The organism is Flagellimonas algicola, assembly GCF_005937185.1.
GTDB lineage: Bacteria > Bacteroidota > Bacteroidia > Flavobacteriales > Flavobacteriaceae > Flagellimonas > Flagellimonas algicola.
This window is the reverse complement of record NZ_VCNI01000001.1, coordinates 1451751-1476245: the sequence shown is the minus strand read 5'-3', so window position 1 is coordinate 1476245 and position 24495 is coordinate 1451751. Positions and strand designations below refer to the sequence as shown.

General features: G+C 41.9%; 23 protein-coding genes. 10 read left to right on the top strand and 13 right to left on the bottom strand.

Features of this window, described 5'->3' with window-relative positions; translation table 11 throughout:
* Window positions 1-61: 61 nt before the first annotated feature.
* From FGG15_RS06460 to FGG15_RS06440, 5 genes are all read left to right on the top strand, one after another.
* On the top strand, window positions 62-1639 hold the full coding sequence (locus FGG15_RS06460; protein WP_138834407.1) for a sulfatase family protein: 1578 nt from the start codon (window positions 62-64) through the stop codon (window positions 1637-1639).
* A 69-nt stretch (window positions 1640-1708) separates the two neighbouring features.
* Window positions 1709-3079: an MATE family efflux transporter gene (locus FGG15_RS06455; protein WP_138834405.1), complete on the top strand. Its 1371-nt coding sequence runs from the start codon at window positions 1709-1711 to the stop codon at window positions 3077-3079.
* A 31-nt stretch (window positions 3080-3110) separates the two neighbouring features.
* The gene (locus FGG15_RS06450; RefSeq protein ID WP_138834403.1) at window positions 3111-3338 is read left to right on the top strand and encodes a hypothetical protein; all 228 of its coding nucleotides are present in this window, start codon (window positions 3111-3113) and stop codon (window positions 3336-3338) included.
* 3 nt (window positions 3339-3341) lie between these two features.
* The gene (locus FGG15_RS06445; RefSeq protein WP_138834401.1) at window positions 3342-3911 is read left to right on the top strand and encodes a phosphatase PAP2 family protein; all 570 of its coding nucleotides are present in this window, start codon (window positions 3342-3344) and stop codon (window positions 3909-3911) included.
* Window positions 3908-5566, top strand: coding sequence for an ArnT family glycosyltransferase (locus FGG15_RS06440; RefSeq protein ID WP_138834398.1), 1659 nt, complete (start codon window positions 3908-3910; stop codon window positions 5564-5566). The genes FGG15_RS06445 and FGG15_RS06440 overlap by 4 nt, the downstream gene beginning before the upstream one ends.
* Here FGG15_RS06440 and FGG15_RS06435 read toward each other — a convergent pair.
* Genes FGG15_RS06435 through meaB form a run of 3 tightly spaced genes read right to left on the bottom strand, consistent with a single transcriptional unit; the run spans window position 5563 to window position 8504 of the window.
* Window positions 5563-6435 (bottom strand): lysylphosphatidylglycerol synthase transmembrane domain-containing protein, encoded by an 873-nt coding sequence (locus FGG15_RS06435; protein ID WP_138834396.1) that lies wholly within the window; start codon window positions 6433-6435, stop codon window positions 5563-5565. The two genes, FGG15_RS06440 and FGG15_RS06435, sit on opposite strands and share 4 nt — an antisense overlap.
* Window positions 6416-7378, bottom strand: a complete 963-nt coding sequence (locus tag FGG15_RS06430; protein WP_138834394.1) for a glycosyltransferase family 2 protein — start codon at window positions 7376-7378, stop codon at window positions 6416-6418. Before FGG15_RS06430 ends, FGG15_RS06435 begins: the two co-directional genes overlap by 20 nt.
* A 34-nt stretch (window positions 7379-7412) precedes the next feature.
* Window positions 7413-8504, bottom strand: coding sequence for a methylmalonyl Co-A mutase-associated GTPase MeaB (gene meaB, locus FGG15_RS06425; RefSeq protein WP_138834392.1), 1092 nt, complete (start codon window positions 8502-8504; stop codon window positions 7413-7415).
* A gap of 126 nt (window positions 8505-8630) precedes the next feature.
* Between meaB and FGG15_RS06420 the strand changes: the two genes are divergently transcribed.
* The 3 genes from FGG15_RS06420 to FGG15_RS06410 are packed head-to-tail and all read left to right on the top strand — an operon-like array spanning window position 8631 to window position 11200.
* Complete coding sequence (locus FGG15_RS06420; RefSeq protein ID WP_138834390.1) at window positions 8631-9173, top strand: RNA polymerase sigma factor; 543 nt, start codon at window positions 8631-8633, stop codon at window positions 9171-9173.
* The gene (locus tag FGG15_RS06415) at window positions 9157-9759 is read left to right on the top strand and encodes a hypothetical protein (RefSeq protein WP_138834388.1); all 603 of its coding nucleotides are present in this window, start codon (window positions 9157-9159) and stop codon (window positions 9757-9759) included. Before FGG15_RS06420 ends, FGG15_RS06415 begins: the two co-directional genes overlap by 17 nt.
* Window positions 9731-11200 carry a hypothetical protein gene (locus FGG15_RS06410; RefSeq protein ID WP_138834386.1) on the top strand — a complete coding sequence of 490 codons (1470 nt, stop codon included), beginning with the start codon at window positions 9731-9733 and terminating at the stop codon, window positions 11198-11200. The genes FGG15_RS06415 and FGG15_RS06410 overlap by 29 nt, the downstream gene beginning before the upstream one ends.
* Window positions 11201-11410: 210 nt before the next feature.
* On the opposite strand, the gene msrA is transcribed toward FGG15_RS06410, so the two are convergent.
* Window positions 11411-12091 (bottom strand): peptide-methionine (S)-S-oxide reductase MsrA, encoded by a 681-nt coding sequence (msrA, locus tag FGG15_RS06405; RefSeq protein WP_138834384.1) that lies wholly within the window; start codon window positions 12089-12091, stop codon window positions 11411-11413.
* Window positions 12092-12165: 74 nt separating this feature from the next.
* Window positions 12166-12849, bottom strand: a complete 684-nt coding sequence (locus FGG15_RS06400) for a metal-dependent hydrolase (RefSeq protein ID WP_138834382.1) — start codon at window positions 12847-12849, stop codon at window positions 12166-12168.
* 327 nt (window positions 12850-13176) lie between these two features.
* Here FGG15_RS06400 and FGG15_RS06395 point away from each other — a divergent pair, with 327 nt between their 5' ends.
* Window positions 13177-13413 (top strand): hypothetical protein, encoded by a 237-nt coding sequence (locus tag FGG15_RS06395; RefSeq protein ID WP_138834380.1) that lies wholly within the window; start codon window positions 13177-13179, stop codon window positions 13411-13413.
* 2 nt (window positions 13414-13415) lie between these two features.
* A complete protein-coding gene (locus tag FGG15_RS20065; protein WP_161991928.1) occupies window positions 13416-13562 on the top strand; it encodes a hypothetical protein in 147 nt (48 codons plus the stop codon).
* A 62-nt stretch (window positions 13563-13624) separates the two neighbouring features.
* Here FGG15_RS20065 and FGG15_RS06390 read toward each other — a convergent pair whose 3' ends face one another.
* From FGG15_RS06390 to FGG15_RS06360, 8 genes are all read right to left on the bottom strand, one after another.
* The gene (locus FGG15_RS06390) at window positions 13625-15202 is read right to left on the bottom strand and encodes an amidohydrolase family protein (protein WP_138834378.1); all 1578 of its coding nucleotides are present in this window, start codon (window positions 15200-15202) and stop codon (window positions 13625-13627) included.
* Window positions 15203-15208: 6 nt separating this feature from the next.
* On the bottom strand, window positions 15209-17722 hold the full coding sequence (locus tag FGG15_RS06385) for a M14 family zinc carboxypeptidase (protein ID WP_138834376.1): 2514 nt from the start codon (window positions 17720-17722) through the stop codon (window positions 15209-15211).
* A 43-nt stretch (window positions 17723-17765) separates the two neighbouring features.
* A complete protein-coding gene (locus FGG15_RS06380; RefSeq protein ID WP_237561759.1) occupies window positions 17766-18989 on the bottom strand; it encodes a sensor histidine kinase in 1224 nt (407 codons plus the stop codon).
* A gap of 155 nt (window positions 18990-19144) precedes the next feature.
* Entirely contained in the window at window positions 19145-22507 is a 3363-nt protein-coding gene (gene secA / locus FGG15_RS06375) for a preprotein translocase subunit SecA (RefSeq protein WP_138834374.1), read from the bottom strand.
* A gap of 295 nt (window positions 22508-22802) precedes the next feature.
* A complete protein-coding gene (locus FGG15_RS06370; protein WP_013551418.1) occupies window positions 22803-23027 on the bottom strand; it encodes a DUF2795 domain-containing protein in 225 nt (74 codons plus the stop codon).
* A 120-nt stretch (window positions 23028-23147) separates the two neighbouring features.
* On the bottom strand, window positions 23148-23708 hold the full coding sequence (locus FGG15_RS06365; RefSeq protein ID WP_138834372.1) for a cob(I)yrinic acid a,c-diamide adenosyltransferase: 561 nt from the start codon (window positions 23706-23708) through the stop codon (window positions 23148-23150).
* 117 nt (window positions 23709-23825) lie between these two features.
* Window positions 23826-23981 carry a hypothetical protein gene (locus tag FGG15_RS20180; protein WP_202619528.1) on the bottom strand — a complete coding sequence of 52 codons (156 nt, stop codon included), beginning with the start codon at window positions 23979-23981 and terminating at the stop codon, window positions 23826-23828.
* A gap of 16 nt (window positions 23982-23997) precedes the next feature.
* Window positions 23998-24462 carry a hypothetical protein gene (locus tag FGG15_RS06360; protein ID WP_138834370.1) on the bottom strand — a complete coding sequence of 155 codons (465 nt, stop codon included), beginning with the start codon at window positions 24460-24462 and terminating at the stop codon, window positions 23998-24000.
* Window positions 24463-24495: the final 33 nt, after the last annotated feature.

Below are 24495 nucleotides of genomic sequence, written 5' to 3'. Positions count from 1 at the left end.
CACAGGGAAATAGTCGACAATTTTCAATAGTTTTACGGCGCGTCAAAATAAAACCTTGAAAATGACACCCATAGCCAAAGCCAAAATTCTCCCATTCATTTTTGGGTTAGTAGTTCTTGTATCCTGCAAAACAAAAGTAGAACCAGAGCCACCATCCCAACCCAATATTTTATTTATCCTGTCTGATGACCATACCTCACAAGCTTGGGGATTATATGGTGGAATACTCCAGGATTATGTACAAAACGAAAACTTGGAACGCCTGGCTAGGGAAGGGGCGGTTTTGAACAATGCTTTTTGTACGAACTCCATTTGTACTCCAAGCAGAGGAGCCATTTTAACAGGACAGTACAGTCATGTAAATCAAGTATATACACTTAGCGAACCTTTACCAAAGGGACACCCAAATATTGCCAAGACCTTATCGGCAAATGGATATCAAACCGCTATCATTGGAAAATGGCATCTGGTGGGTAAGCCTGAAGGGTTCGATTATTTCAATGTGTTACCTGGTCAAGGGTTGTATTGGAATCCCATTATGAAAACTGATGAAGATTGGGTAGATGGGTACGACAGTACCAAAGGTACCGTCCACGAAGGTTTTTCAACAGACGTGATCACCGATTTGACCATTTCGCACTTGGAACAAAGAGATACGGAAAAGCCATTTTTGATGTTTTGCAATTTTAAGGCTACCCACGAGCCTTTTGAATACCCCAAGCGATTTGCGCATTTGTATGAAAATGAGGAGATTCCCGAGCCGGAATCTTTACTTGACTTTGGAAAGGAGACCACTGGAAGAACTTTTGGAGGACAGATTTTGGAGCGTTTAGCGGACCGATGGGAGGGAGCGACCAAGAACCCTGACGTATTCTGGACCCAATACCCTGGATTACCATACCCACTGGAAGGTCTTGACAGTGTTCAGAAACGGAAAAAAATCTATCAAAAATTGGTAAAGGATTTTATGCGCTGCGGAGCCGCCATTGATGATAACATTGGCAAACTATTGGACTGGCTGGAAGAGGAAGGAATCGCAGACAATACTGTAGTGGTGTATACCGCAGATCAAGGTTATTTTCTAGGTGAACATGGCTTTTTTGACAAGCGACTCATTTATGAAGAATCCCTTCGGATGCCCTTTGTAATTCGATATCCAAAGAAAATTAAAGGAGGGCAGCGCATAGACGACATTATTCTTAATATTGATTTTGCTCCATTGCTAGCCGATTACGCTGGAATTGAAAAACCTGCTTACATGCAAGGCGAAAGTTTTCGTCCCATCCTGGAAGGCGAGCCTCAAGAAGATTGGAGAAAGCAAATGTATTATCGCTACTGGTTGCACAATCCTGTAAGACCTGCCCATTATGGAATCAGAAATGATCGGTACAAATTGGCGCTTTTCTACGGTCAGGACCTGGGCAAAAAAGGAACTACGCCTGAAAGTACAGAGCCCCGGTGGGAATTCTATGATTTGCAAGAAGATCCAAGGGAAGTCCGAAATGCGATTGCCGACGAGAAGTATACGAGCATTATTTCGGAGATGAAGGAACAACTGCTAAGAGAGCGGGCAAAATACGGGGATTTGGATGAAGACTATCCTGTAATGCAGGAAATTCTGACCACGGCCTTTGAATAATTTTTATCCGTAAAATGGTTCGGTTAAGGTTTGGGGAAGCAGTATATTTGGCTGCCTAAACCCATTCAATTGCTCTCTAACTACACCAAAGAGTTTGCGTACAATCTCAGATTGGCCTATCCCGTTATTTTGGGAATGTTGGGCCATACTTTCGTTGCCTTTGCCGACAACATTATGGTAGGGCAATTGGGTACCGCGGAGCTAGCCGCTGTTTCCTTGGGCAATAGTTTTGTGTTTATCGCCATGTCCTTGGGCATAGGTTTTTCCACAGCTATAACACCTTTGGTGGCAGAGGCAGATGGAGCAGGGGACAAGGTTGCAGGGAAAAGTGCGCTGAAACATGGATTGGTATTGTGCACCCTACTCGGAATTTCCCTTTTTGGAATTATCCTGCTTTGCAAACCCTTTTTGCATTACATGAAGCAACCCGCAGAAGTTGTGGAACTGGCCATCCCTTACTTGGAGTTGGTAGCCTTTTCGTTGGTGCCCTTGATCATGTTTCAAGCGTTCAAGCAGTTTTCTGAGGGCCTTTCCCAAACCAAATACCCTATGTATGCCACGGTATTGGCCAATGTGATCAATATTGTAATCAACTACCTATTGATATTTGGCTCCTTTGGGTTTCCCAAACTGGGAATAGTCGGAGCCGCAATTGGTACGTTGGCATCCCGATTTATCATGGTGGGTTACATCTGGTTTTTGTTGAAGCGCAAGGAAAAGTTCCAGTTCTATGTGACCGGCTTCAATTTTAAGGCCATAGAAAAAAGGATAATAGACAAGATTATAAGTCTTGGTTTCCCATCTGCTTTACAGATGTTTTTTGAAGTGGCCATATTTACCGCAGCTATTTGGTTAAGTGGGGTCTTGGGCAAGAATGCGCAAGCTGCCAACCAAATCGCATTAAACTTAAGCAGTATGACCTTTATGGTTGGGATGGGACTCAGTGTTGCGGCCATGGTTCGGGTAGGCAATCAAAAGGGGCTTAGAAAGTTTGGGGAACTACGAAGGATCGCCCAGTCCATTTTCTTTCTCACTCTGTTGTTGGAAGTTGTTTTTGCTGCCCTCTTCTTGATTGGTAGACATTGGTTGCCCACCATTTATTTGGATGTTGACGATGTCATCAACCAAATGGACAATACTGAGGTAATAATAATCGCAGCCAAATTATTGTTGGTGGCAGCATTTTTTCAAATTTCAGATGGAATTCAGGTAGTTGTTCTTGGAGCGCTTCGGGGGTTGCAGGATGTCAAAATACCAACCTTTATCACTTTTGTGGCCTATTGGTTGATTGGATTTCCGGTTTCATATTACTTTGGCTTGTATTCGGAATTAAAAAGTACGGGCATTTGGTTGGGACTTTTGTTGGGGCTGACGGCATCAGCTGTAATGTTGTATATTCGATTTAACTATCTGACCAAAAAGTTGATAAGAACCCATTGAGACTTTAATACCTGACATTCAAAACAAACGCATGGAATTACCTAAATTTTTGTTGGGAGATAATACAGATCATCCTAATTCCATTTTTATCGTTCATACCGAATACCCAAGATTCATAATCAATCTGGAAAATGATGAAGTGGAGTGGCTAGAGGAATTCTCCAAAGAAGATGAGGCAGAATTGGCCGCGGAAGCAGAAAATTTGGTGGAAGCTGCAACCGCTTTTTACGACCGGGAAGTATCCAGATACAACGATTAATAGATGCTTGAACAACTTCTACAGCTGGACCAAGAGCTTTTTTTATATCTCAACGGACTTGGAACCGAGACTTGGGATGGGTTTTGGATGTTCATGACCAGAACTAGAAACTCTTTTCCGCTATATGTGTTGTTACTTTATTTGGTGTACAAAAACTTTGGAACCAAAAGAACGCTCATTGTTTTGGTTTCCGTTGCTTTGTTGATTACTTGCACAGACCAGCTTTCCAACTTTTTTAAGTACGGGATAGGTAGATTGAGACCCTGTCACGACCCTGAAATAAATGATGTTATGCGTTTGGTGAAGAGCTATTGCGGTGGCAAATTTGGATATTTCTCTGCACATGCTGCCAACTCTTTTGCACCGGCCACATTTTTTGTGCTGTTGTTCAAGTATAAGGTTAAGTTCATAGGTTGGATACTAATCCTATGGGCGATAATTGTAGCCTACAGTAGAATTTACATTGGAGTCCATTTTCCTTTGGACGTAATTACGGGTGCTGCCATTGGGGCTTTATTCGGTTGGGTATTTTACAAGTTGGCTATATTTGCCTTCCAAAAATTGGGTACATGATATCTTCCGTAAGGTATTGGTTTTTAATCGCATTGATTCTGGTGGTGTACATTGCCGGTCTCTTTGTTACCCTTTTTGAAAATGATTCGGCCCAATTTGCTGTAATGGCTATGCGAATGGTACAGGAAAATGACTTTTTCACCCTGATCAAGGGCACAGAGGAATATCTGGACAAACCCCATATGCATTACTGGCTTGCGGCCTTTTCCTATAAGTTGTTCGGCATTCATGATTGGGCGTACAGAATCCCTGGTATGCTGGCGATCTTTTTGGGAGCTTACAGTTGTTTTGGCCTTGGGAAGCTGTTGTATAATACAGATGTTGGCAAGATAGCGGCACTAATTTTCTTGACAGCGCAAACCATAGTTCTGTCCGGAATTGACGTTCGTACCGATGCGGTCTTGACTGGGTTTACCATTTTCTCAATTTGGCAACTTGCCCTCTACGTTGAAAAAAACACTTTGCGCAATGTACTGTTTGGTGCCTTTGGGGCAGGGCTGGCCTTCTCTACCAAAGGACAAATTGCATTGGTTGTGATTGGGGTTGCCATTCTTTGCCATTTGGCGTACACTAGAAAATGGAATCGAATATTAAATTGGAAGGTTTTCTTGGCCCTACTGGTCTTTGGGATTGCCATTGCTCCGATGCTGTACGCTTACTATTTACAATTCGATTTACATCCAGAAAAAGTGATTCGCGGTAGGGATCATAGAAGCGGCGTCTTTTTTATTCTTTGGGAGCAGAGTTTTGAGCGTATGAGTGGTCAAGGAGTAGGAAAAAACAGCAGCGATTTCTTTTTCTTTTTCCATACCTTCCTTTGGGTTTTCTTGCCTTGGACCGTTCTGGCACTAATGGCCTATTGGAGTAGGGCCAAGGTTTTTATAAAAATGCGATTTACATACCATCGTCAATTTGAATTCCTGACTTTGGGTGGGATTACCATCTTGTTTTTCCTGATAAGCCTGGCTCAATTTAAGCTGCCGCATTACATCAATATTTTGATTCCATTGTACGCCATCTTATCCGCCTCCTATCTTTACAAGCTCTATAAATTCCAGAAACGTAAAGTGATCAAAACCTTGCTGGGGATTCAGTATTTTATCTTGAGTTTGGTTTTTATAACCACATTGCTCATTTGCTTTTATGCGTTTCGATTTGAAAAAACCTATTGCTATTTTCTTTTGATAGCCCTTTTGGGGATTATCACCTATTTCTGCTTAAAGCGTGAAGTTTATTTTCTACGAATTATTACTATTTCCGTTTGCAGTTCCATGCTTTTAAATGCAGTGTTGAACATGCATTTTTATCCCAATTTATTGACCTATCAGGCCGGCTCCACCATGGCCGGAATTGTTGAAAAGGAAAAGATACCGGTTGATGAAATTTATAAGATTTCTGAAAGACATACTTGGGCTTTGGATTTCTATAACCAGTATCCGGTAAAAGTCGTTCCGATCGCGGATTTGGAAAACAGGAATGGAATCTGGATTTATGCCTCGGACAATGAACTGGAGCAGATGGTCAATTCAGGGTATCACTGGCATGAGCAAATAACAGTAGACCAATTCCGAATCACACGCTTACAGTTGAAATTTCTTAACCCAAACACCCGGCCAAAGAAATTGAACAAAATGCATTTGGTTCAGCTGGACTAGGAAACCGTTTCTAGTTGAGGTTTCTTAAAGTGGTAGAAAATCCCGAAAAAGGAAATCAGGGCAGTGATCAAGAAAAAAACAAAACTAATACCTATGGATGTGTTGGCATCCAATTCCAGCCACTTTGCACCATAAAGAAAAGTGACTTCCCGACTTCCAATACCTCCTATGGTCAAAGGGATCACCGAAACTATGGATGAGACCAGAAAAACAAAGAGGTATTCCACAATATCCCAGCTAATGGACAAGGATTTTAGAATACAAAGAATGCAAATCAATTGGGTGCCTTGAACCAAGGACGAATATCCCAGGGATTTCCAAAATACGGGCAAACTATAACTGAAAAACTTTTTGTTGAGCAACCAAAATGTGAACAGGGACAGCGGGATACAGAAGGCAACCAGCCATTTGATATCTTGAAATATGGGTTGCTGGAGCAGCATTGCCAAAATGCAGATATAAATAAAAATAAGGAGCATACCACTTAAGCGATCCAACAACAGTACACCCACTACTTTTTTGGTGCCAGATTGGTATTTCTTATGGATCACATAGCCCTTGTAGGCATCTCCACCAATACCTCCCGGAAGGAAAAGGTTATAGAACATTCCCAACAAGTACAATTTTTGGTTACTAAATTGGGTAATCCGCACATCGATTTGGTGAAAATAAAGATTCAACCTAAAGGCCGCCAAAATTTTGGACAGTATAAATAGGATAACGCCAAGAAAAAGATATATGGGATTGCTATCCTTTAAGGTGCTTACAACATCCTTCAGGTTTATTTTGGTGAAAATAAAATAGATCAGGGCGGCACTGACAACTATTTTCAGTACGGTGATGAGTCTTTTACGCAGCTTTTCCGTCACCTATGCTTATTTTTTTGATGCGGTACGGTCTTTTTTGTTGGGACTCATAGTAAGTGCGGATCAACAGCTCCATCACAATACCGATGGTAAACAATTGAATGCCCCCAAGAATGAACATCATCCCAAAAATCAAAAGAGGTCTGGTGCCAATGTCCTCACCAAATCCAAGTTTTACGATCAAGAGATAGATATTGATGAACATTCCCAAAATGATCAGCAATACCCCAAAAATTCCAAATAGGTGGATGGGCCGCTGGAAGTATTTCCGTATAAAGAGTAACAACATCATATCTGCCACTACTTTGAAAACGCGTTCAAGACCATATTTGGAAACCCCGGCATGCCGTGCATGATGCTTCACGGGAACCTGCTTGATCTGTCCGCCTTCCAAATGCGCCAACAGTGTAATAAAACGGTGCATTTCGCCATAAAGATTCAATCCTTTGGCAATGTCCTTAGTAAAAACTTTTAAGGCGCAACCGTTGTCCTTAATGTCCAGTTTTGTAACCCTGCGGACTAGGAAATTGGCAATTTTGGAAGGGATTTTTTTGACCAAGGAATCCTTTCGTTTTTGTCGGATACCGGTAATCACGTCATAATCGCCTGAAATGGCTTCCCCCAACATTTTAGGAATATCTGAAGGGTCGTTCTGAAGGTCGCCATCCATGGTGATGATATATTCCCCTTCCGCATAATCAATACCGGCCGCCAAGGCTAAGCTTTGACCGTAATTTTTTTTCAGTTCTATAAGGTGTACCTGGGAATCATCCATTCCTTTGACCACTTTACGGGTCTTGTCCTTGGAAAAATCGTCTACATAAATAATTTGATAATGGTACCCGTCAAGGCTTTCGTGAATTTTCTCCGTCAAAAGAACCACATTGTCTTCTTCATTGTACAAAGGAACCACAATGGACAGAAAGGAATCGGTAACAGTGCTCATGAATTGACTTATAGACGGAGCAAATTTACTTCTTTTATTTAAGTTCTTGGGTCAGGCTTGCCAACAAGGTTTTTGCGGCGTAAAAGGGTGAGATTTTGTTGGATTCAATATCCTTGAGCAAGCTATCCCTTTGGGATTTAAATGATTTTTTCCGATGAAAAAACTGCTTCATTTCCTCATCCACGGTTTGTAGGAACCAATTTTTGTTTTGGGTCTTTCTGTTTTTGCCAAAATGCCCATTTTGGGTTGATTGGCCGGCAAATTCCTGAATCATGTCCCAAATTTCCACAATTCCAGTATTTTCCATAGCTGAGCAACGCAGTACTTTGGGAATCCAGCCATTTTCCTTTGGAGGATACAAATGTAGAGCCCTGGTAAACTCGGTTTCTGCCAATTTGGCCTTTTGTAGATTATGTCCATCCGCTTTATTGATTGCAATGGCATCCGCCATTTCCATAATGCCCCGTTTTATACCCTGAAGTTCATCCCCAGCACCGGATAGTTTCAGTAACAAAAAGAAATCCACCATGCTGTGCACTACCGTTTCGCTCTGTCCTACACCTACGGTCTCTACAAGAATAACATCAAATCCGGCGGCCTCACAAAGAATTATGCTTTCTCTGGTTTTTCGTGCCACCCCACCCAAGGATTCACCTGAAGGTGAAGGTCGGATAAAGGCATCTGCATCTTTGGCAAGTGTCTGCATGCGGGTCTTATCTCCAAGAATACTTCCCTTGCTCAGGGAACTTGTTGGATCCACGGCCAAAACGGCTACCTTTTTTCCAAGTCCGGTAAGGGTTTTGCCCAAGACTTCAATAAACGAGCTTTTACCTACCCCCGGGACACCTGTTATACCAATTCGGATGCTTTGGTTTGGCTGGGCAAGACATTTTTCCACTACGGCATTGGCCTTTGCAAAATGATCCGGATTGGAACTTTCCAGTAAGGTAATGGCCTTGGAAAGCATGGTTTTATTTCCTTCCAAAATCCCATCTATCATTTTTTCTACCGGGATTTCCTGCCTACGGAGTTGTTTTATTTTGGAAACAGTATTTTCAGGTATGCTTTTTTCGCTTTCCAAGGGCAGAATACTTAGGTTTTGTACGAAGGTATAAAGTTTTCCCATGGCAACCGAATCATGGGATTTTCCATTTTTTGTTAAAAAAGATGTAAAACGACACTATTTTGCAACGGGGCCAAATTTGTATCGTCCTTAATGCAAACAACTAAAACACCAAACCTTTAACTCTCCATGTTTCAAATTGAACTGGTAGAACAATGTAAGGCTAACGACCGCAAAGCGCAGATGCAATTGTACAAGCAATATTGCGAGGGTATGTATGCAGTAGCCGTACGATTTGTTAAAGATGCGGATGATGCAGAAGACATGGTACAGGAAGCCTTCATCAAGGCGTTTCAACGCATTCATCAGTTTAAGGGCGAGGTCACTTTTGGGGCATGGTTGAAACGAATCGTGGTAAATCGGTGCATCGACTTTTTAAAATCGAAACACCAGCAAAAAGTGGAGCTCAATGAGGGGCATTTGCATGTAAGTGATGATGAAGATTGGAGCGTGGATGACGGGGTGACACTGCAAAAGGTAAAAAAAGCGATGGATGGCTTGCCCGAAAAATATAGGTACGTGGTACAACTGTTTTTGGTAGAGGGATACGACCACAGTGAAATAGCAGAGATTTTGGGAATTTCCGATACCGCTTCGCGCACCCGATTGCTAAGGGGAAAGGCACAATTAAAAGAGAAACTTAAAGATGTAGCTTATGGCACAGGATCTTAGAAAAATGTTCGAGAAGGAAAGGGAGCAGAAGACCTATTCCATGAAGAAAGGCCACGAAGACCGGTTTTTGTCCAAATTGGAACAAGAAATCCCGGAGGAGGAAGTCGGGAGAAAGTCCCGTGGGATGTTCTGGCTTAAAAGAGCCGCCTCCGTTGTGGTGCTATTTGCCCTTGGAGCCTACTTTTTAGGGAGCGACGGCCAAGTGGATTCGGATCCCAATGGACAAGTGGTAGGGAACAATCCGGATGAAACACAAATTCAGACCATCTCGTTGGGAGATCTTTCCCCGGATTTACAGAAAATTGAAAGTTATTACCTAACCAACATTAATCTAGAATTGTCCGAATTGGAGTTTTCTGAGGAAAACAAAGCTATTATTCACAGTTTTATGGATCAGTTGGTTCAATTGGACGAAGAATACAAGGCATTAAATAAAGAGTTGAATAGTGTTGGCCCCAATGACCAAACCATCAATGCCTTGATCAAAAACCTGCAAATACGTTTGCAGTTATTGCAAAAGTTAAAATCAAAGTTAAATCAATTAAAATCATCAAAAAATGAACAGAAACAATCCAATATTATTTAGTGTTTTCCTCCTGTTTCTGGCCAGTTTTATAGGCCAGGCACAGGAAAAAACCAAAACCTACAAAGAGACTTTTAATGTGGGCAATGAAACGGTGTTGAACATTGATACCAAGCATGCCGACATTGAGTTTGAAACTTGGGATAAGGCAGCAGTGGAAATTACAGCGGTGGTGGAACTGGATGGAGCTTCGGATGAGGAAGCTGAGAATTACTTTAAAAAGGATGCTGTAAAAATTATGGGGAACAGCAAGGAGATTCAGATTAAGACCAGCGGGAGTGATTATAGTGTATTTACCTCAGGAAATATGGATTTGGGAGATTTTGACATTGTGATTCCGGATGCCCCAATGGTGGAGCCCATTTTTGAACAGCTTGAAATTCCTGAATTGCCAGAAGTGTTCGTGTTGCCGGAATTACCACCATTGCCCCCCGTACCTTTTACAGACTTCGATTATGATGCCTATAAAAAGGATGGAGACAAGTATTTGAAGGAATGGAAAAAATCGTTTGACAAGAGTTTCAACAAAGACTACCAAAAGAAATTGGAGGAATGGAGTGAACGGGTAAAGGAGATGTCAGAGGAGCGGGAGCAAAAGCGGGAGGCTCTCATGGAGCAGCGCGAAGCCCTTATGGAACAACGCAAAGCCTTGCGGGAAGAAGCTAGAGCGGTACGCGATGAGGCACGGGAAGCCCAGGAAGAAGCTAGGGCAAAACAAAGGGAGCATCGACATAAGCAGAGGGAACAGATCATAGAGAGTAGAACCTTTACCATTCGAGGAGACGATGATTCCAACATCTTTTACTTTTCTTCGGATGACGGGGAGCATAGAGAGTACAAGGTGAAAAAACGCATCAAAATTAAAATGCCAAAGTCGGTGAAGTTAAAAATGAACGTTAGGCATGGGGAGGTAAAACTTTCCGCCAATACCAAAAACATTAAAGCAAGCTTGTCCCATGCAAGCTTGCTTGCTTCCACCATTGATGGTGACCGAACAGATATTAGGGCATCCTATACGCCTGTTGTGGTTCAAAAATGGAATTATGGTCAGTTAAAGACGGATTTTTCGGAAAAAGTGGACCTTAAGGAAGTAAAGGAACTGAGATTGAATGCCGTTTCGTCCCGAGTTTCCATTGATAAATTAGTGAACAAGATCTTCGTTACCAATAATTTAGGTTCGGTACATATTGAGTCCGTGGCGGATTCCTTCTCTAATATTGATATCACAGTTGAAAACGGAGAAGTGGATTTCGGATTGCCAAGTGTACCTTTCGCTATCTATGTGAATGAGACCTTGTCCGATTTTGAGTTTCCTGAAAGTTTACAAATGAACAGTTCCAAGAATTACGATACCGTGGTGCACAAAGGTTACCACATCAACAATAAAGGTGATAAAACCATCAACATTAATTCCAAATACAGTGAAGTAGTGCTAGATCAATAGACGAATGTGACGACCACAATCAAAAGTCAAAAGTCGAAAGTCGAAAAGTTCAAATCCCAAATCCCAAGTATCAACTCCCATTAGGCAACTAGCCAACCGTTTTCAATTTTCCCTTCCTCCCAAATCTAAAGTCTCAACGGGGAAATGAATCAATTTTCATTTTCAATTCTCCATTCCTTAGAAGCAGCACTGGTTTAGTCAAGCAATAGGTTAGTGGCTTTCTTCCTTTAAGTATGATTTGAAATTCTCTTTGAATCTGTTCAACCTAGGGATGGACACATTCCTGATATAGGAGTTGTTCGGGTTCCTTTTCTCATAATCCTGGTGATAATCCTCAGCTTTGTAGAATTTGTTGAATTTGACCACCTGGGTCACAATGGGTCTCCCATATACCTTAGAGGCTTCCAAGGTTTCTATATATTTCTTAATAATGTTTTTCTGCTCCTTGTCTTTATAAAATGCAACGGAACGGTACTGGGCGCCCCTGTCCGGTCCCTGTCTATTTAGTGAGGTTGGATCATGTGAGCCAAAAAATACCTGCACCAATTCGGTAAAACTGATTATTTCAGGGTCGTAGTAAACTTCAACCGCTTCGGCATGATGGGTTCTTCCATAGGCTACCTCCTCGTAGGTCGGGTTTTTCTCAAAACCTCCAGAATACCCTGAATATACCTCCTCAACACCTTTGACACTTTCAAAAATGGCCTCAACACACCAAAAACAACCACTGGCAAAATATGCTGTTTCATAATTTTGAAGATCCTTCTGAATCACCACTGGCGTTGTATCAACTTTTTCTTGCGTAACGGCAACGGACTTGTCCTGTTGTATAGTTTTGGGCTTACAACCCGTGGATGCGATGAAAAGCATCGCAAAGAGAATTACTTTCATTATCGTAAACTTAAATTTTCTTTTTGGTCGGGCAGAAAGTGTGCGCATTACTATAGTTCAAGGTTAATTAAAAACTAAATCTCTATGCTTTCCCCAATTTCTGGAAGCAATAATTGCTTGCCTTTGGACTCAAAATAAGATTTGGAGGCTTTTTTATCCAATGCAATGGGCGGGAAAGTATCATAATGGCAGCCCAAAACGGTATTGCATTCCACAAAATCACTAGCAATTGCAGCATCTTCATAGCCCATGGTAAAATTATCGCCAATGGGCATTATACACAAATCTAGGGGAGGGGAGGACAGGGGAATCAATTTCATATCCATGGTAAGGGCTGTATCTCCAGCAATATAGATGGTTTTGGAACCGGAGTTTACTACAAATCCTCCAGGGTTTCCTCCGTAAGTACCATCGGGTAGTACACTGGAATGAATGGCATTCACATATTTTAGGGTTCCAAATTCCAAACTGTGCTTTCCTCCGTGGTTCATGGGATGACCATTGATTCCTTTTTCGGCAAACCATTGTACAATTTCAAAATTGGAAATAAGCAGGGCATCTGGATTGTTCTTTGCAATAGCTTCTACATCCAATACATGGTCCTGATGGCCATGGGTCAATAATATGTAGTCCACTTCAATTGCATCCACATTAATGTGGGAGGCAGGCGCATTTCCACTTATAAATGGATCAACAATGATTTTTGAGTCGCCAATCTCAATATGGATTGTGGCATGTCCGAGAAAAGTAATTTTCATAATGGAAGATTCTAGAAATGAGGAATAGGGTTTACGAATTGCACCTGAAATTATGAAATAAACGCTATTGACACAAAACTTTCATCCGATGATTTCACCAAAAAACCAGATAAAGTGCATGGTCTGTACCGATGGCTATTACTGGGAAAATCGATGAAATGCACAAGCTATCGGCAGCCTGTTTTTTTGCATGAAATCTTTCATCGAGGATAAAATACACTTCAGCCGAAAAAAGTTCCCACACCGAAAAAAAAGGAGGGTTAAGCGATGAAAATCTGAGCCGGATAGACCCCAAGGTAACTTTACCATGTAAAAATAACCCAAGTCATGAAAGCAATTTTAACCATCATCGCAATCGTCTTCTTCGGAACTGTAGCAATGGCTCAAAACGTTTCTAAAGAGGTAAAAGTAGAAACTACTACTGTAGGTGTTGAATTGAATGTTGAGATTCAGGAAGAGACTGAAAAGGATGCTGAAGTAGCTAGACTTTATATGTTCAAGAACTCCAGAATCAAGAAAGCGCTTTCTTTCAGAACTAAAAGAAACAAGTCTAAATTGGCTTAATCATGATATTGGAAATCGCAATACCTTTTACCTTATTTCTTAGCACAGCCTTTGTGGTGGCGTCCATTTTGTTCTCTTTACGCAAAAGAAGACCAAAATCCAATACCGATACTCTTAATCGGATTAAATCGCAACAGACCGATTATTAAACCACTGCCCTTTATATTCACTTACTTTAGTAAAATCTAATCAACACCCCACGTTATGGATATCATTCTAATCCCGGTTGCTTTATTTTGTAGTTTAGTTTTTGTTTCTGCTGCTGTACTATTTTCTTTACGTCTTGCAAAAGCCCCTTCGCATCGTAAATAATCCCATCTTTGATGGTATAGGTAACCCCACCTACACGAACAACTTTGTTATCTTCCGTGAGTTTCACGGCTCCTGTACCATATAGTAATTTCAAGTTTTTTAGTGGATTTTCAGCGACTACCACAAAATCTGCCAATTTCCCAACTTCTACGGTACCTATTTGGTCAGACATACCCAATGCTTCTGCACCGTTTAAGGTAGCAGAGCGAATAATCTCCAATGGATGGAACCCTGCCTCCCGCAATAATTCCATTTCCCGTACATAGGCAAAACCATACAGCTGGAAGATAAATCCAGAATCGGAACCTGTGGTGACCCTACCTCCCCTGTTTTTGTATTCATTGACAAAGGTCATCCACAATTTGTAGTTGTTTCTCCAAGCTACTTCCTGCTCTGTACCCCAATCATGCCAATAAGAGCCATGGCTTATTTTACTGGGTTGATAGAAATCCCAAAGGGATGGCAAGGTATAATCTTCATGCCATTCTGCCCTTCTGGCCCTATGGAGGTCCCTGCTGGCTTCATAAATATTGAAAGTGGGGTCTAGCGTAAAGTCCAAAGCAATCAATTCGTCCATGACTTTGTTCCAATGCTCCGAATAGGGTTTGGCCGCCTGTTCCCATAGTTTTCCCGCTTCCTCAAACCGATGTTGTTCGTTTTGGTAATTGTATTCCAAAGGGTAATCTTGCACGGTTCTATCCTCGAATAAGGCTTCTGGTAGTCCATACCAATGTTCCATACTGGTAAGCCCAGCCCTTGCCGAGTGGAGTACATTCCATCGAGCCACATCCAATTGGGCATGGTGGCAAGCGGAGCGAAGCCCTAATTTTTTGTTTTCATCCAAGGCCGCAGCCATGATTTCCGGAGATGCCCCAAAAAACTTGATGCCGTCAGCACCCCTTTGGGCATTGGCCCGCACCCATTTCCTGGCTTGCTCCGCGGTGCTTATTGGAGCGTCGTTCAAGGGATTAAAGCCATTGGAGGTTTGCCCAAATGCTGTGTAAGCTTGGATTCTTGGTGCTATGATTTCATTTTTTTCACTTTTCTGCTTAAGGTCAAGGGTCCAATCTATACCTCTTCCGGCGGGTTCTCTTACTGTGGTAATACCATGGGCCATCCAAAGTTTGAATACATAATCGGAATCCGCACCTTGCGCTACTCCCCCAATATGACCATGCATATCTACAAACCCTGGTAAAAGGTACATGCCCTCACAGTCCAGCTCCTTGCCGCCTGCCTTAAGTTGGGGTCTTTTACTTTCATCAATCTTGACACCCGGATAACCCACAACTTGGATATCCACAATTTTGTTGTTTTCTACTACAATATCGATGGGTCCCCTTGGTGGTGCTCCGTTACCATTGATTAAGGTGACTCCACGAATTATAAGTTGCGAAAAGGGTCCTTCGCTGAGATTGTCCTGCCCCAAAACCAAGAAACCGTTACAGAGAAGCAAAAGGAATAGCAGTTTTTTCATGTTATCTTATTCTGGAATTTCAATTTTATCGCCTAAAAACAGGGCGTTTAAGAAAAGTCGATTGGTACCATACCAAGATCCCCTAAAATTCGGATTGTCCGCAAAGAGAACTACTCTTCCACTTCCAACTTTACTTACAATCAAGGAAGCCGAGGGTTTTAGAAAGTCTTCCATATTTTTCTTGGTAATGAAACCGTCAATATGCGGATTTTTGGCGTACTTGGCCACAGTGGCATATTCATTTTTACTTGGGGCCAACCAAACCGAATTGTTCTTGTATACCGGAATAGAGGTGTCGTGATATCCAAAAGCTAGAGGATGGGTAATATCCAAATCTACCTTGAAGATTCCTCCGCCAACGCTCTCTTTGCCCAAATGTTCAGGGGCATCCACATAGGGTTTTCTAACTACTAATTTGGTAGAATCCTTTTCCTTCTCCGTCAATCGTTCCTTGACAAGCTTCTTTTCGATGGCCCATTTGGAAGCTGTTCCAATTGTGATCAAGGTATTCCCTTTACTAACCCAATTTTTGATTTTTTCCTGCTGTTTTTTGGATAAATCATAGTTCCCAGACACCATGACCAAGGTGTTGTACTTGTCCAAATTAGCCCCTCCAAAGTTGCGCATTGGAATTTTTGTGATGGGCATGTGCACTCGGGTATCCAAAAGATGCCAGACTTCCCCTGCATCATAAGAGCGGACACCATCTCCAATGAGCAATGCAGCTTTGGGTTTGGTAACTGGCTCCACATATCTGCTCCCCAGGTCGATTCCCGCAGCATTGTAACCCGTAGCTGCTGCAAAAATGGGGACTTGAAATTTCTGTTGCGCTTGCTGAACTAGTTTATATACTTCATCGGAATCCTTTTTTTGAAGACTAACTGCCACAACCAAAGCACCATAATTAAATCGTTGATTGCCAGTTGTGGTTTTGGCCGTAAAGGGTTTAAAAGATGAGGATACTACCAACCCCTTGGACTGTAAGTAATGCAATGCGGCAACAGCGTTGTAGTCATCGTAATCCATGATGTAGGCATAATCTGTCTTTGACACTGCATTGGGATTTACCAAATTATCCAAGGAGGTAATTTGCTCTCCCAGGTTTAAGTTGGAAACCGTGTTGTACTTCATGTTGTAGAAGTTGGCCACAGACCAAGCCGAGGCATCGTAATATACACTGTCCCGGTACTTTTCATAGGTCTCGAACATGGTCTGAACCATACGATATTGAGGCTGCCTGGTAGGTACCACAAATTGGTTTCCGGTACGGTACACATCCACTTTATGTAGAAGTAGTTTATCCACGAATGCCTTAACCCTATTGGGATCGTGATCATCTCTAAACGTATAGCCTTTTATTCTGCTTTTTGAAGCATTGGTCAACGCACTTTTGAAGAAATCCTGCTGATATTTTCTTAATTGCGCCTTGTTTTCAACGGCAGCTTTTACAGTAGCTATGCTTGAAACGTATTGGTTTCTTATGGTGAATGGAAAGGTAATTTCCCCAAACGCCGTGGTTTGTTTATGACCTCTTGAACTGGCTTGCTCAAACAACAAAGCCAATCCCCCCTGTAAATCGGGGTAGGAGGAGCCATATCCCGGATACGTGCCATCAAATACCTCTTTGGTAAAGTAAAACGAACCAATACTGTCCAGGGCTTTGGCGAAGTAATCCCCAAATAGGTTGTTGAGGTCGATATAATTTTCCTTGGGCATTATGGGATCCCAGGAAGCATTATCTTTCATCGGCTCAAAGAAATACGAGCTTTGGGTGCCCATTTCATGAAAATCCGTAACCACATTGGGATACCATTGATGGTACCAGGTCAGCTTACCACGACTTTCAGGGTTTATACCCAAAAGCCAATCCCGGTTAAGGTCAAACCAATAGTGATTGGTTCGTCCCCTTGGCCAGTATTCGTTATGTTCTGCATCTTGGGGATCAGCTACCAAAGGACTGCCTTGGTACATATTGGCCCATTGGGTATGCCTGTCCCTTCCATCGGGATTGATGGTGGGGTCAATAAAAATCACCCCATTATTGATATAGTTGAGTATCTCCGGATGGTTGGATGCAGTTAGGGTATATGCTGCCAGCATGGCCGCTTCAGAACTGGAAGGTTCATTACCATGTACATTATATCCCAAATTGACAAAAATGGGCACATCATTGTAGTTGGTTGGACTTTGTTTTGGATCCACAAACTGCAAATGCTGACTTTTGATTTGATCCAGATTCTTCAGATTGCTCGGTGATGTTACGGTTAAGATGACCAATTTTCTGCCTTCATGGGTTTTTCCATATTCATGGATACTAGCTCTATCAGAAGTTTCTGCTAGCTTGGTCAGATATGCCACAATTAGATCGTGTCTGGTGTGGTGCTGACCAATGGTGTAGCCGAGGAATTCCTCTGGAGAGGGAATATCAGAATTAAAAGGATGGTATTTTTTGAAGAAATAGTCTTGTGCTGAAACTGTAGTACCTATAAAAAGTACTGCCAAGAGTAGTTTTTTCAACATGTTTGGAAAGATTAAGTTAATCTTCTAAAGATAGAAAAAGGATTTAATCAATGGCCTTGATTTCCTCTATAATTTCCTCGAATTCCAAACGATAATATGTGCCTTGTTTTTCGGGGTCTCGCTCAATGGTACCCCTAAGTTGTCGGGCAAGGTTGTAAATAAGCTTAAGACCTAAGGACTTTGAAGTTTCTGGCGTGATATTATTGGCATAGCCCACACCATTGTCGCCCAGATGCATCTCATAACGCTTTTCAGACAACTGGCGCAAGGAAATCAGGATTTCCCCTGCATCATCGCCCTTTATTCCATATTTGAGCGCATTGGTGATGGTTTCGTTGATGATCAATCCCAGCGGAATTACTGTATCAATGCTGAGTTTGTAATCATCCACATGAAGGTTGACCTTTATTTTGTTGGTATTTCCCTTTACGGACCGTACTAGATAATTGCAAAGCTCCTCCACATAGGGCCGTAGCTCTATCTTGGACAGATAGTCGTCGCGTTTGTACAACATCTCATGAACCATGGCCATGGAGACCACCCGGTTTTGACTACTCTTGATAATGCTGCTTATTTTCTCATCGGAAACAGCCCTGGATTGCAAACTCAATAAACTGGAGACAGTCTGTAGGTTGTTTTTAACTCTATGATGCACTTCTTTGAGCAGGGTTTCTTTTTCCTCAATCCGCTCTTGTACTTCTTTTCTGGACTTATATAAATTGTGATGGGCACGTAGCAAGTTCCTTCCAAAAACTCCTCCCAATAGATACACGGCAAAGACTACGCTTAAAAAAGCAAACCATCTTCTAGAACCCTCTGGAACCATGTTTGCCGTAAGATTCAAATCAGCAAGATCATACACAAATATGGCTGCAACCAGGACCAGATTTACAATAAGGTAGAACTGCCCATACATCTTAGTGGTCACATAACCCGCAAAGACCACAATGGCCAGCACCAAAATAAAGGGACTCTGAATTCCCCCACTATGGATGGTGATCAATATTCCACCTGCCATAGCCAATAAAGAGGCAATATTGTAGGTTACGGTAAGGTTTTTATGCTTGTTGTACAGATACGTATTCAGAAAATTTATAGCTGCATAACCAAAGAATACGTAAGGAATAATGCCCTTTATATCCAGGAGAAAAATGCAAACAAGCCCAAAAATTATGGAGGTCAAGATGGAATTGTGGTTGACTTTAAGGATCAACTGGATTTTATCCTGCAAACGACGATTTTCCTCGTTGGGCATGTTCATGGTCATGGTATGGTTATTACTTTTTACTACAGATGGTTGAAAAGCAGTAGTAAAAGTAGCTATGTGGGGGTGTTTGGGATGTAAAACTAACTATGTTTTTGTTATAAACAAAAGCGGCAGCCTTAAATGACCGCCGCTTTTTAAATTTTATGTATTTCCGATTATTCCTCAACCAAGACCCATTCACCCTTATCTATCAGAGGTTCAGCTTGTTTGTACTTTACAACCTTGCTTTCTCCGGACATCACATTTTTTATGGTCACCCGTTCGTTTCTTCCAATTTTGGGCCTTTCCCGTACCACAGTTTCAGTGACCTGTGGTCTTCTGCCCTGGGTTTGACCGGCAGCTCTATTTTGGGCCGCAAGTTCATCACTGTTCGGGATTTCCTCCTTGGAAGTTTTTAGATTTTCCTTGGGTCTCCTTACGTTTCTGGCCTCTTGGATTTGATTGCTATTCTCCGATGGAAGCTCTCCTTTGAACAAAAAGGATATTACTTCCTTGTTTACTTTGTCAATCATGTCCTTGAAGAGCTCAAAGGCCTCAAACTTATAGATCAACAGGGGATCTTTTTGTTCGTGCACCGCCAATTGAACGGATTGTTTTAACTCGTCCATTTTACGCAGATGCGTTTTCCAGGAATCATCTATGATGGCCAGTGAGATGTTCTTTTCGAAATCCGTGATCAATTGCTTACCATCACTGCTATAGGCCTCTTCCAGGTTGGTTACCACATTCAAGGTTTTGATGCCATCCGTAAATGGAACCACAATACGCTCAAACTTGTTGGTCTGGTCCTCGTACACTTTTTTGATCACCTGAAAAGCCACTGTGGCACTACGTTCCATCTTTTGCTGATAGAAATCATATGCCTGTTTGTAAACCTGATTGGCAATTTCCTGGAAACTCAGTTTGCTGAATTCCTCCTCCGTAACCGGAGAGGTAATGGAAAAGTATTTGATCAACTCAAACTCGAAGTTTTTGTAATCTTCGGCTAATTTGTTGGTATCTGCTATAACCTCGCAGGTGTCGTAGATCATATTTGCAATGTCCACCTTCAAACGTTCACCTTGCAAAGCGTGTCTCCTACGTTTGTAGACCACTTCACGCTGGGCGTTCATTACGTCATCGTACTCCAAAAGACGCTTACGAATTCCGAAGTTGTTCTCCTCCACCTTTTTCTGGGCCCGCTCAATAGACTTGGTCATCATGGAATGCTGTATCACTTCACCTTCTTCCAGTCCCATACGGTCCATCATTTTGGCTACACGGTCCGAGCCAAACAAGCGCATAAGGTTATCTTCCAGCGACACATAGAATTGGGAACTACCCACATCTCCTTGACGTCCGGAACGTCCTCGTAGCTGTCTATCCACTCGACGGGAATCGTGCCTTTCTGTACCCACAATAGCCAGTCCGCCAGCCGATTTGACTTGATCACTCAATTTAATATCCGTACCACGACCTGCCATGTTTGTGGCAATGGTTACTACGCCAGCGTTACCTGCTTCGGCAACAATATCGGCTTCTTTTTTATGCAATTTGGCGTTAAGAACGTTGTGTGGAACCTTTCGAACGCTCAAAAGTTTGGATAGCAACTCAGAAATCTCAACGGAGGTAGTACCAATAAGAACAGGTCGTCCAGCCTTTGATAGCTCTGTTACCTCTTCAATAATGGCATTATATTTTTCTCGCTTGGTTTTATAGATCAAATCGTGGCGATCATCCCTGGCGATTGGTCTATTTGTTGGGATTTCCATCACATCCAACTTGTAGATTTCCCAGAATTCCCCTGCTTCAGTAACTGCCGTACCGGTCATCCCAGCTAGCTTATTGTACATCCTGAAGTAATTCTGCAAGGTAATGGTGGCGAAAGTTTGGGTCATGGCCTCAATCTTCACATTCTCCTTGGCTTCAATAGCTTGGTGCAGCCCATCGGAATAACGTCTTCCGTCCATAATACGGCCGGTCTGCTCGTCCACGATCATCACCTTGTTGTCCATCACCACATACTCCACATCTTTTTCAAAGAGGGTGTAGGCCTTGAGCAATTGGCTCATGGTGTGGATACGTTCACTTTTTACCGCAAAATCCTTAAAAAGGTCTTCCTTAAGTTCTGCTTCTTTTTCAATTTCCAGTTCTTGCTCCTCAATTTTGGCAATTTCACCACCAATGTCTGGCATCACAAAGAAATCCTTGTCTTGGTCTCCAGAGATGTAATCGACCCCTTTATCGGTCAATTCAATCTGGTTGTTTTTTTCATCGATGGTAAACAACAGGTCGGCATCCACTTTGGGCATTTCCCTGTTGTTATCCTGCATGTAGAAGTTTTCCGTTTTTTGAAGCAGTTGTTTTACCCCTTCTTCGCTCAAAAACTTAATAAGTGCCTTGTTCTTTGGAAGACCTCGGTACACACGTAGCAATAGGAATCCACCTTCTTTGCTATCCCCTTCCTTGATGAGCTTCTTGGCCTCAGCCAAAACCCCTGTCAAATGTTGCCGTTGTTTTTGAACGATATCTGAAACCTTGGGTTTTAGCTCATTAAATTCATGGCGATCTCCTTCGGGAACTGGGCCGGATATAATTAAAGGGGTACGGGCATCATCGATTAAAACGGAATCCACCTCATCCACAATGGCATAATGATGCGGAGGTTGTACCAAATCTCCAGGAGTATGGGCCATATTGTCCCTTAGATAATCAAAACCAAATTCGTTGTTGGTACCATAGGTGATATCGGAATTATAGGCGGCCCTTCTTCCGTCAGAATTGGGTTGGTGTTTGTCTATACAATCCACGGAAAGGCCATGGAACTCAAAAATAGGAGCCATCCATGCGCTATCCCGTTTTGCCAAATAATCATTTACGGTTACCAAGTGAGCTCCTTTCCCAGAAAGTGCGTTGAGATAGAGTGGGAGGGTGGCGACCAAAGTCTTTCCTTCTCCAGTCTGCATTTCTGCAATCTTACCCTGATGCAAGGAAATTCCACCAATGAGCTGAACATCATAATGAATCATGTCCCAGGTCACTTCCTTGCCTGCGGCATCCCACGAATTTTTCCAAATGGCGTCGTCTCCATCCAACGTAACATAGTCTTTGGAACCGGACAGGGCGCGATCAAATTCCGTGGCAGTTACAGTCAAGGTTTCATTGTTGGTAAAACGTTTGGCGGTTTCTTTAACCACAGCAAATGCTTCGGGCAAAATGGAATTCAAAGTATTCTCTGAAATTTTGTAGGCCTCTTCATTGAGCTTATCTATCTCGGAGTAAATTTCCTCGTTGCGATCAATATCGGTGGAGTTTTGAACTTCTTCTTTGAGTGCAGCGATTTGGTCATTGATTTCCTTACAATCCTCTGCTATCTGCGATTTAAACGCAGTTGTTTTTTGACGGAGTTGATCATGTGACAATCCTTCCAACGCTTGTTCAAAGGATCTGATCTCTTTTACCAAAGGCTGTAGTGCTTTTACATCTTTCTCGGATTTATCCCCAACAAAAACCTTTAGTACGGAATTAATAAAGCTCATGAATAAATTTTCTTTTGAATTGCAAAAGTTGTTCCATTGTCCAGAACGGCTTGGAATGCCCTTGCAAGGCTGTCAAAATTACAGAGAACTCCTTATAAACGCATTAAAATTGATTATAAAATTAACCTTGGCACCCACATTTTAAGGTTACTGGCCCAAGTTTCGTGGTAAGATTGCCTCTAAATTCCTGGCATCCAATGAAAGTGCAATGAACCTTCTTAGTTGTCAACCTTTCAGGAAAGGCATAAAAAAAGCCTCGAATGAGGCTTTTTAGTTTGATTTCTTTTTTAGAAGTTTAATACTCATCCTCGTTCCAGAGGTAATCTTCCTCGGTGGGATAATCGGGCCAGATTTCCTCAATGGACTCGTATATTTCGCCACCTTCCTCTTCCATGGACTGCAGGTTTTCCACAACTTCCAACGGAGCTCCGGTTCGGATGGCGTAATCTATTAATTCGTCTTTGGTGGCTGGCCAAGGCGCATCACTTAAATATGAAGCTAATTCTAATGTCCAGTACATAGTAACGGTTTGATTTTTATTTTTTGCAAAAATAATTTTTAAACCCAATTTGTCAAGTAAAATCGGCATTATTTAAAAAATATTTTTAGCGTGTTAATCTGAAACGCAGAAAATTAGGAATTATTCTTTCAATTTTTCGGGAATCCACTTGACCTCTTCTGCTTGCAGTTCTTTTGACAACTTTCGTGCCAATACAAAAAGGTAGTCGGAAAGACGATTGATATATGACAACAGACTTTCTGGGACGGGGTCATTTTCATGAAGGTAGGAGATCATCCGTTCTGCTCTTCTGCAAACAGTTCTGGCAATATGACAGTATGACACGGTGGTGTGGCCACCAGGAAGAATAAAATGGGACATTTCCGGAAGCTCTTCGTTCATTTGATCCATTTCTTTCTCCAATAAATGAATATCCGCCTCAGAAATTCTAGGGATTTTTAATCGGTTTTCCTTGGTGGGTTCCGTGGCTAAGATGGCGCCAACCGTGAACAACTTGTTCTGGACAAGGGATAGCACAGCTTTAGTGTGTTCGTCCATCTCCAGATCTCGTAGCAAGCCCAAAAAAGAGTTCAGCTCATCTATGGTTCCGTAACTCTCTATACGAATATGGTGCTTGGGGACGCGCTTGCCAGTAAATAGCGCAGTAGTTCCCTTATCGCCTGTTTTGGTGTAAATTTTCATGTATTCAATTATCAATGAACAATTATCAATTAGCAATTATCAATGGGCGAGTTTAAGAAGCGGCTCCAATACATTCCAATTGCAAATTGTTTACTGTTAATTGCAAATTGTTTATTGTTAGTTGGACTTATTATGACGTCTTTTACCGTCCATGAATCGTCTTGATTTTCTGCGTCTTTTGCCTCTTCTGTTGCTGAAAAGGATAATCAGATAAATAAGAAAGAGGATTCCAAGTACGTACCAAATGGTGTAATCTGTTGTTGCACTTTCCATACCTAAAATTACTTTTTTAAATCCGGATGGTGAAATGTTCCTTTTCTTGCTCCCTTCGGATGAAAACAGCTCCCAAATGATACATATCCATACTTACCGTGATTTTTGGAGAAGTAATCAATGACAGCCATTGTTCTTGTTTTTGTGGATTTCGATGTATTCCATCAAATAAAATCACACTATCGTTATGAAGTTTTCCTTCGTAAATCAATTGATTGAAATGGAACAGATCAAACTGACTGGCAAAGACCGCATCAAATTGAGGTTGATCATATTCTAAATCTGGAGAGGACTTCATTATGGTTTGAGCGGCTAGTAAATGATCTAAAATGGCCACTTTTTTAACATCAAAATAGGGGATGCACTTCAAAAGGATATTTATGCTTTTGCTTTTATGAACTTTGCCCTTACTGTACAAGCACTGGGTCACAAACTGGAAAACAAAGGGAGAATGTACCCCATGCTCGTTGGTGGATTTCAAAAGAAAATTTAGATAAGAAGTGATTCTGAAATA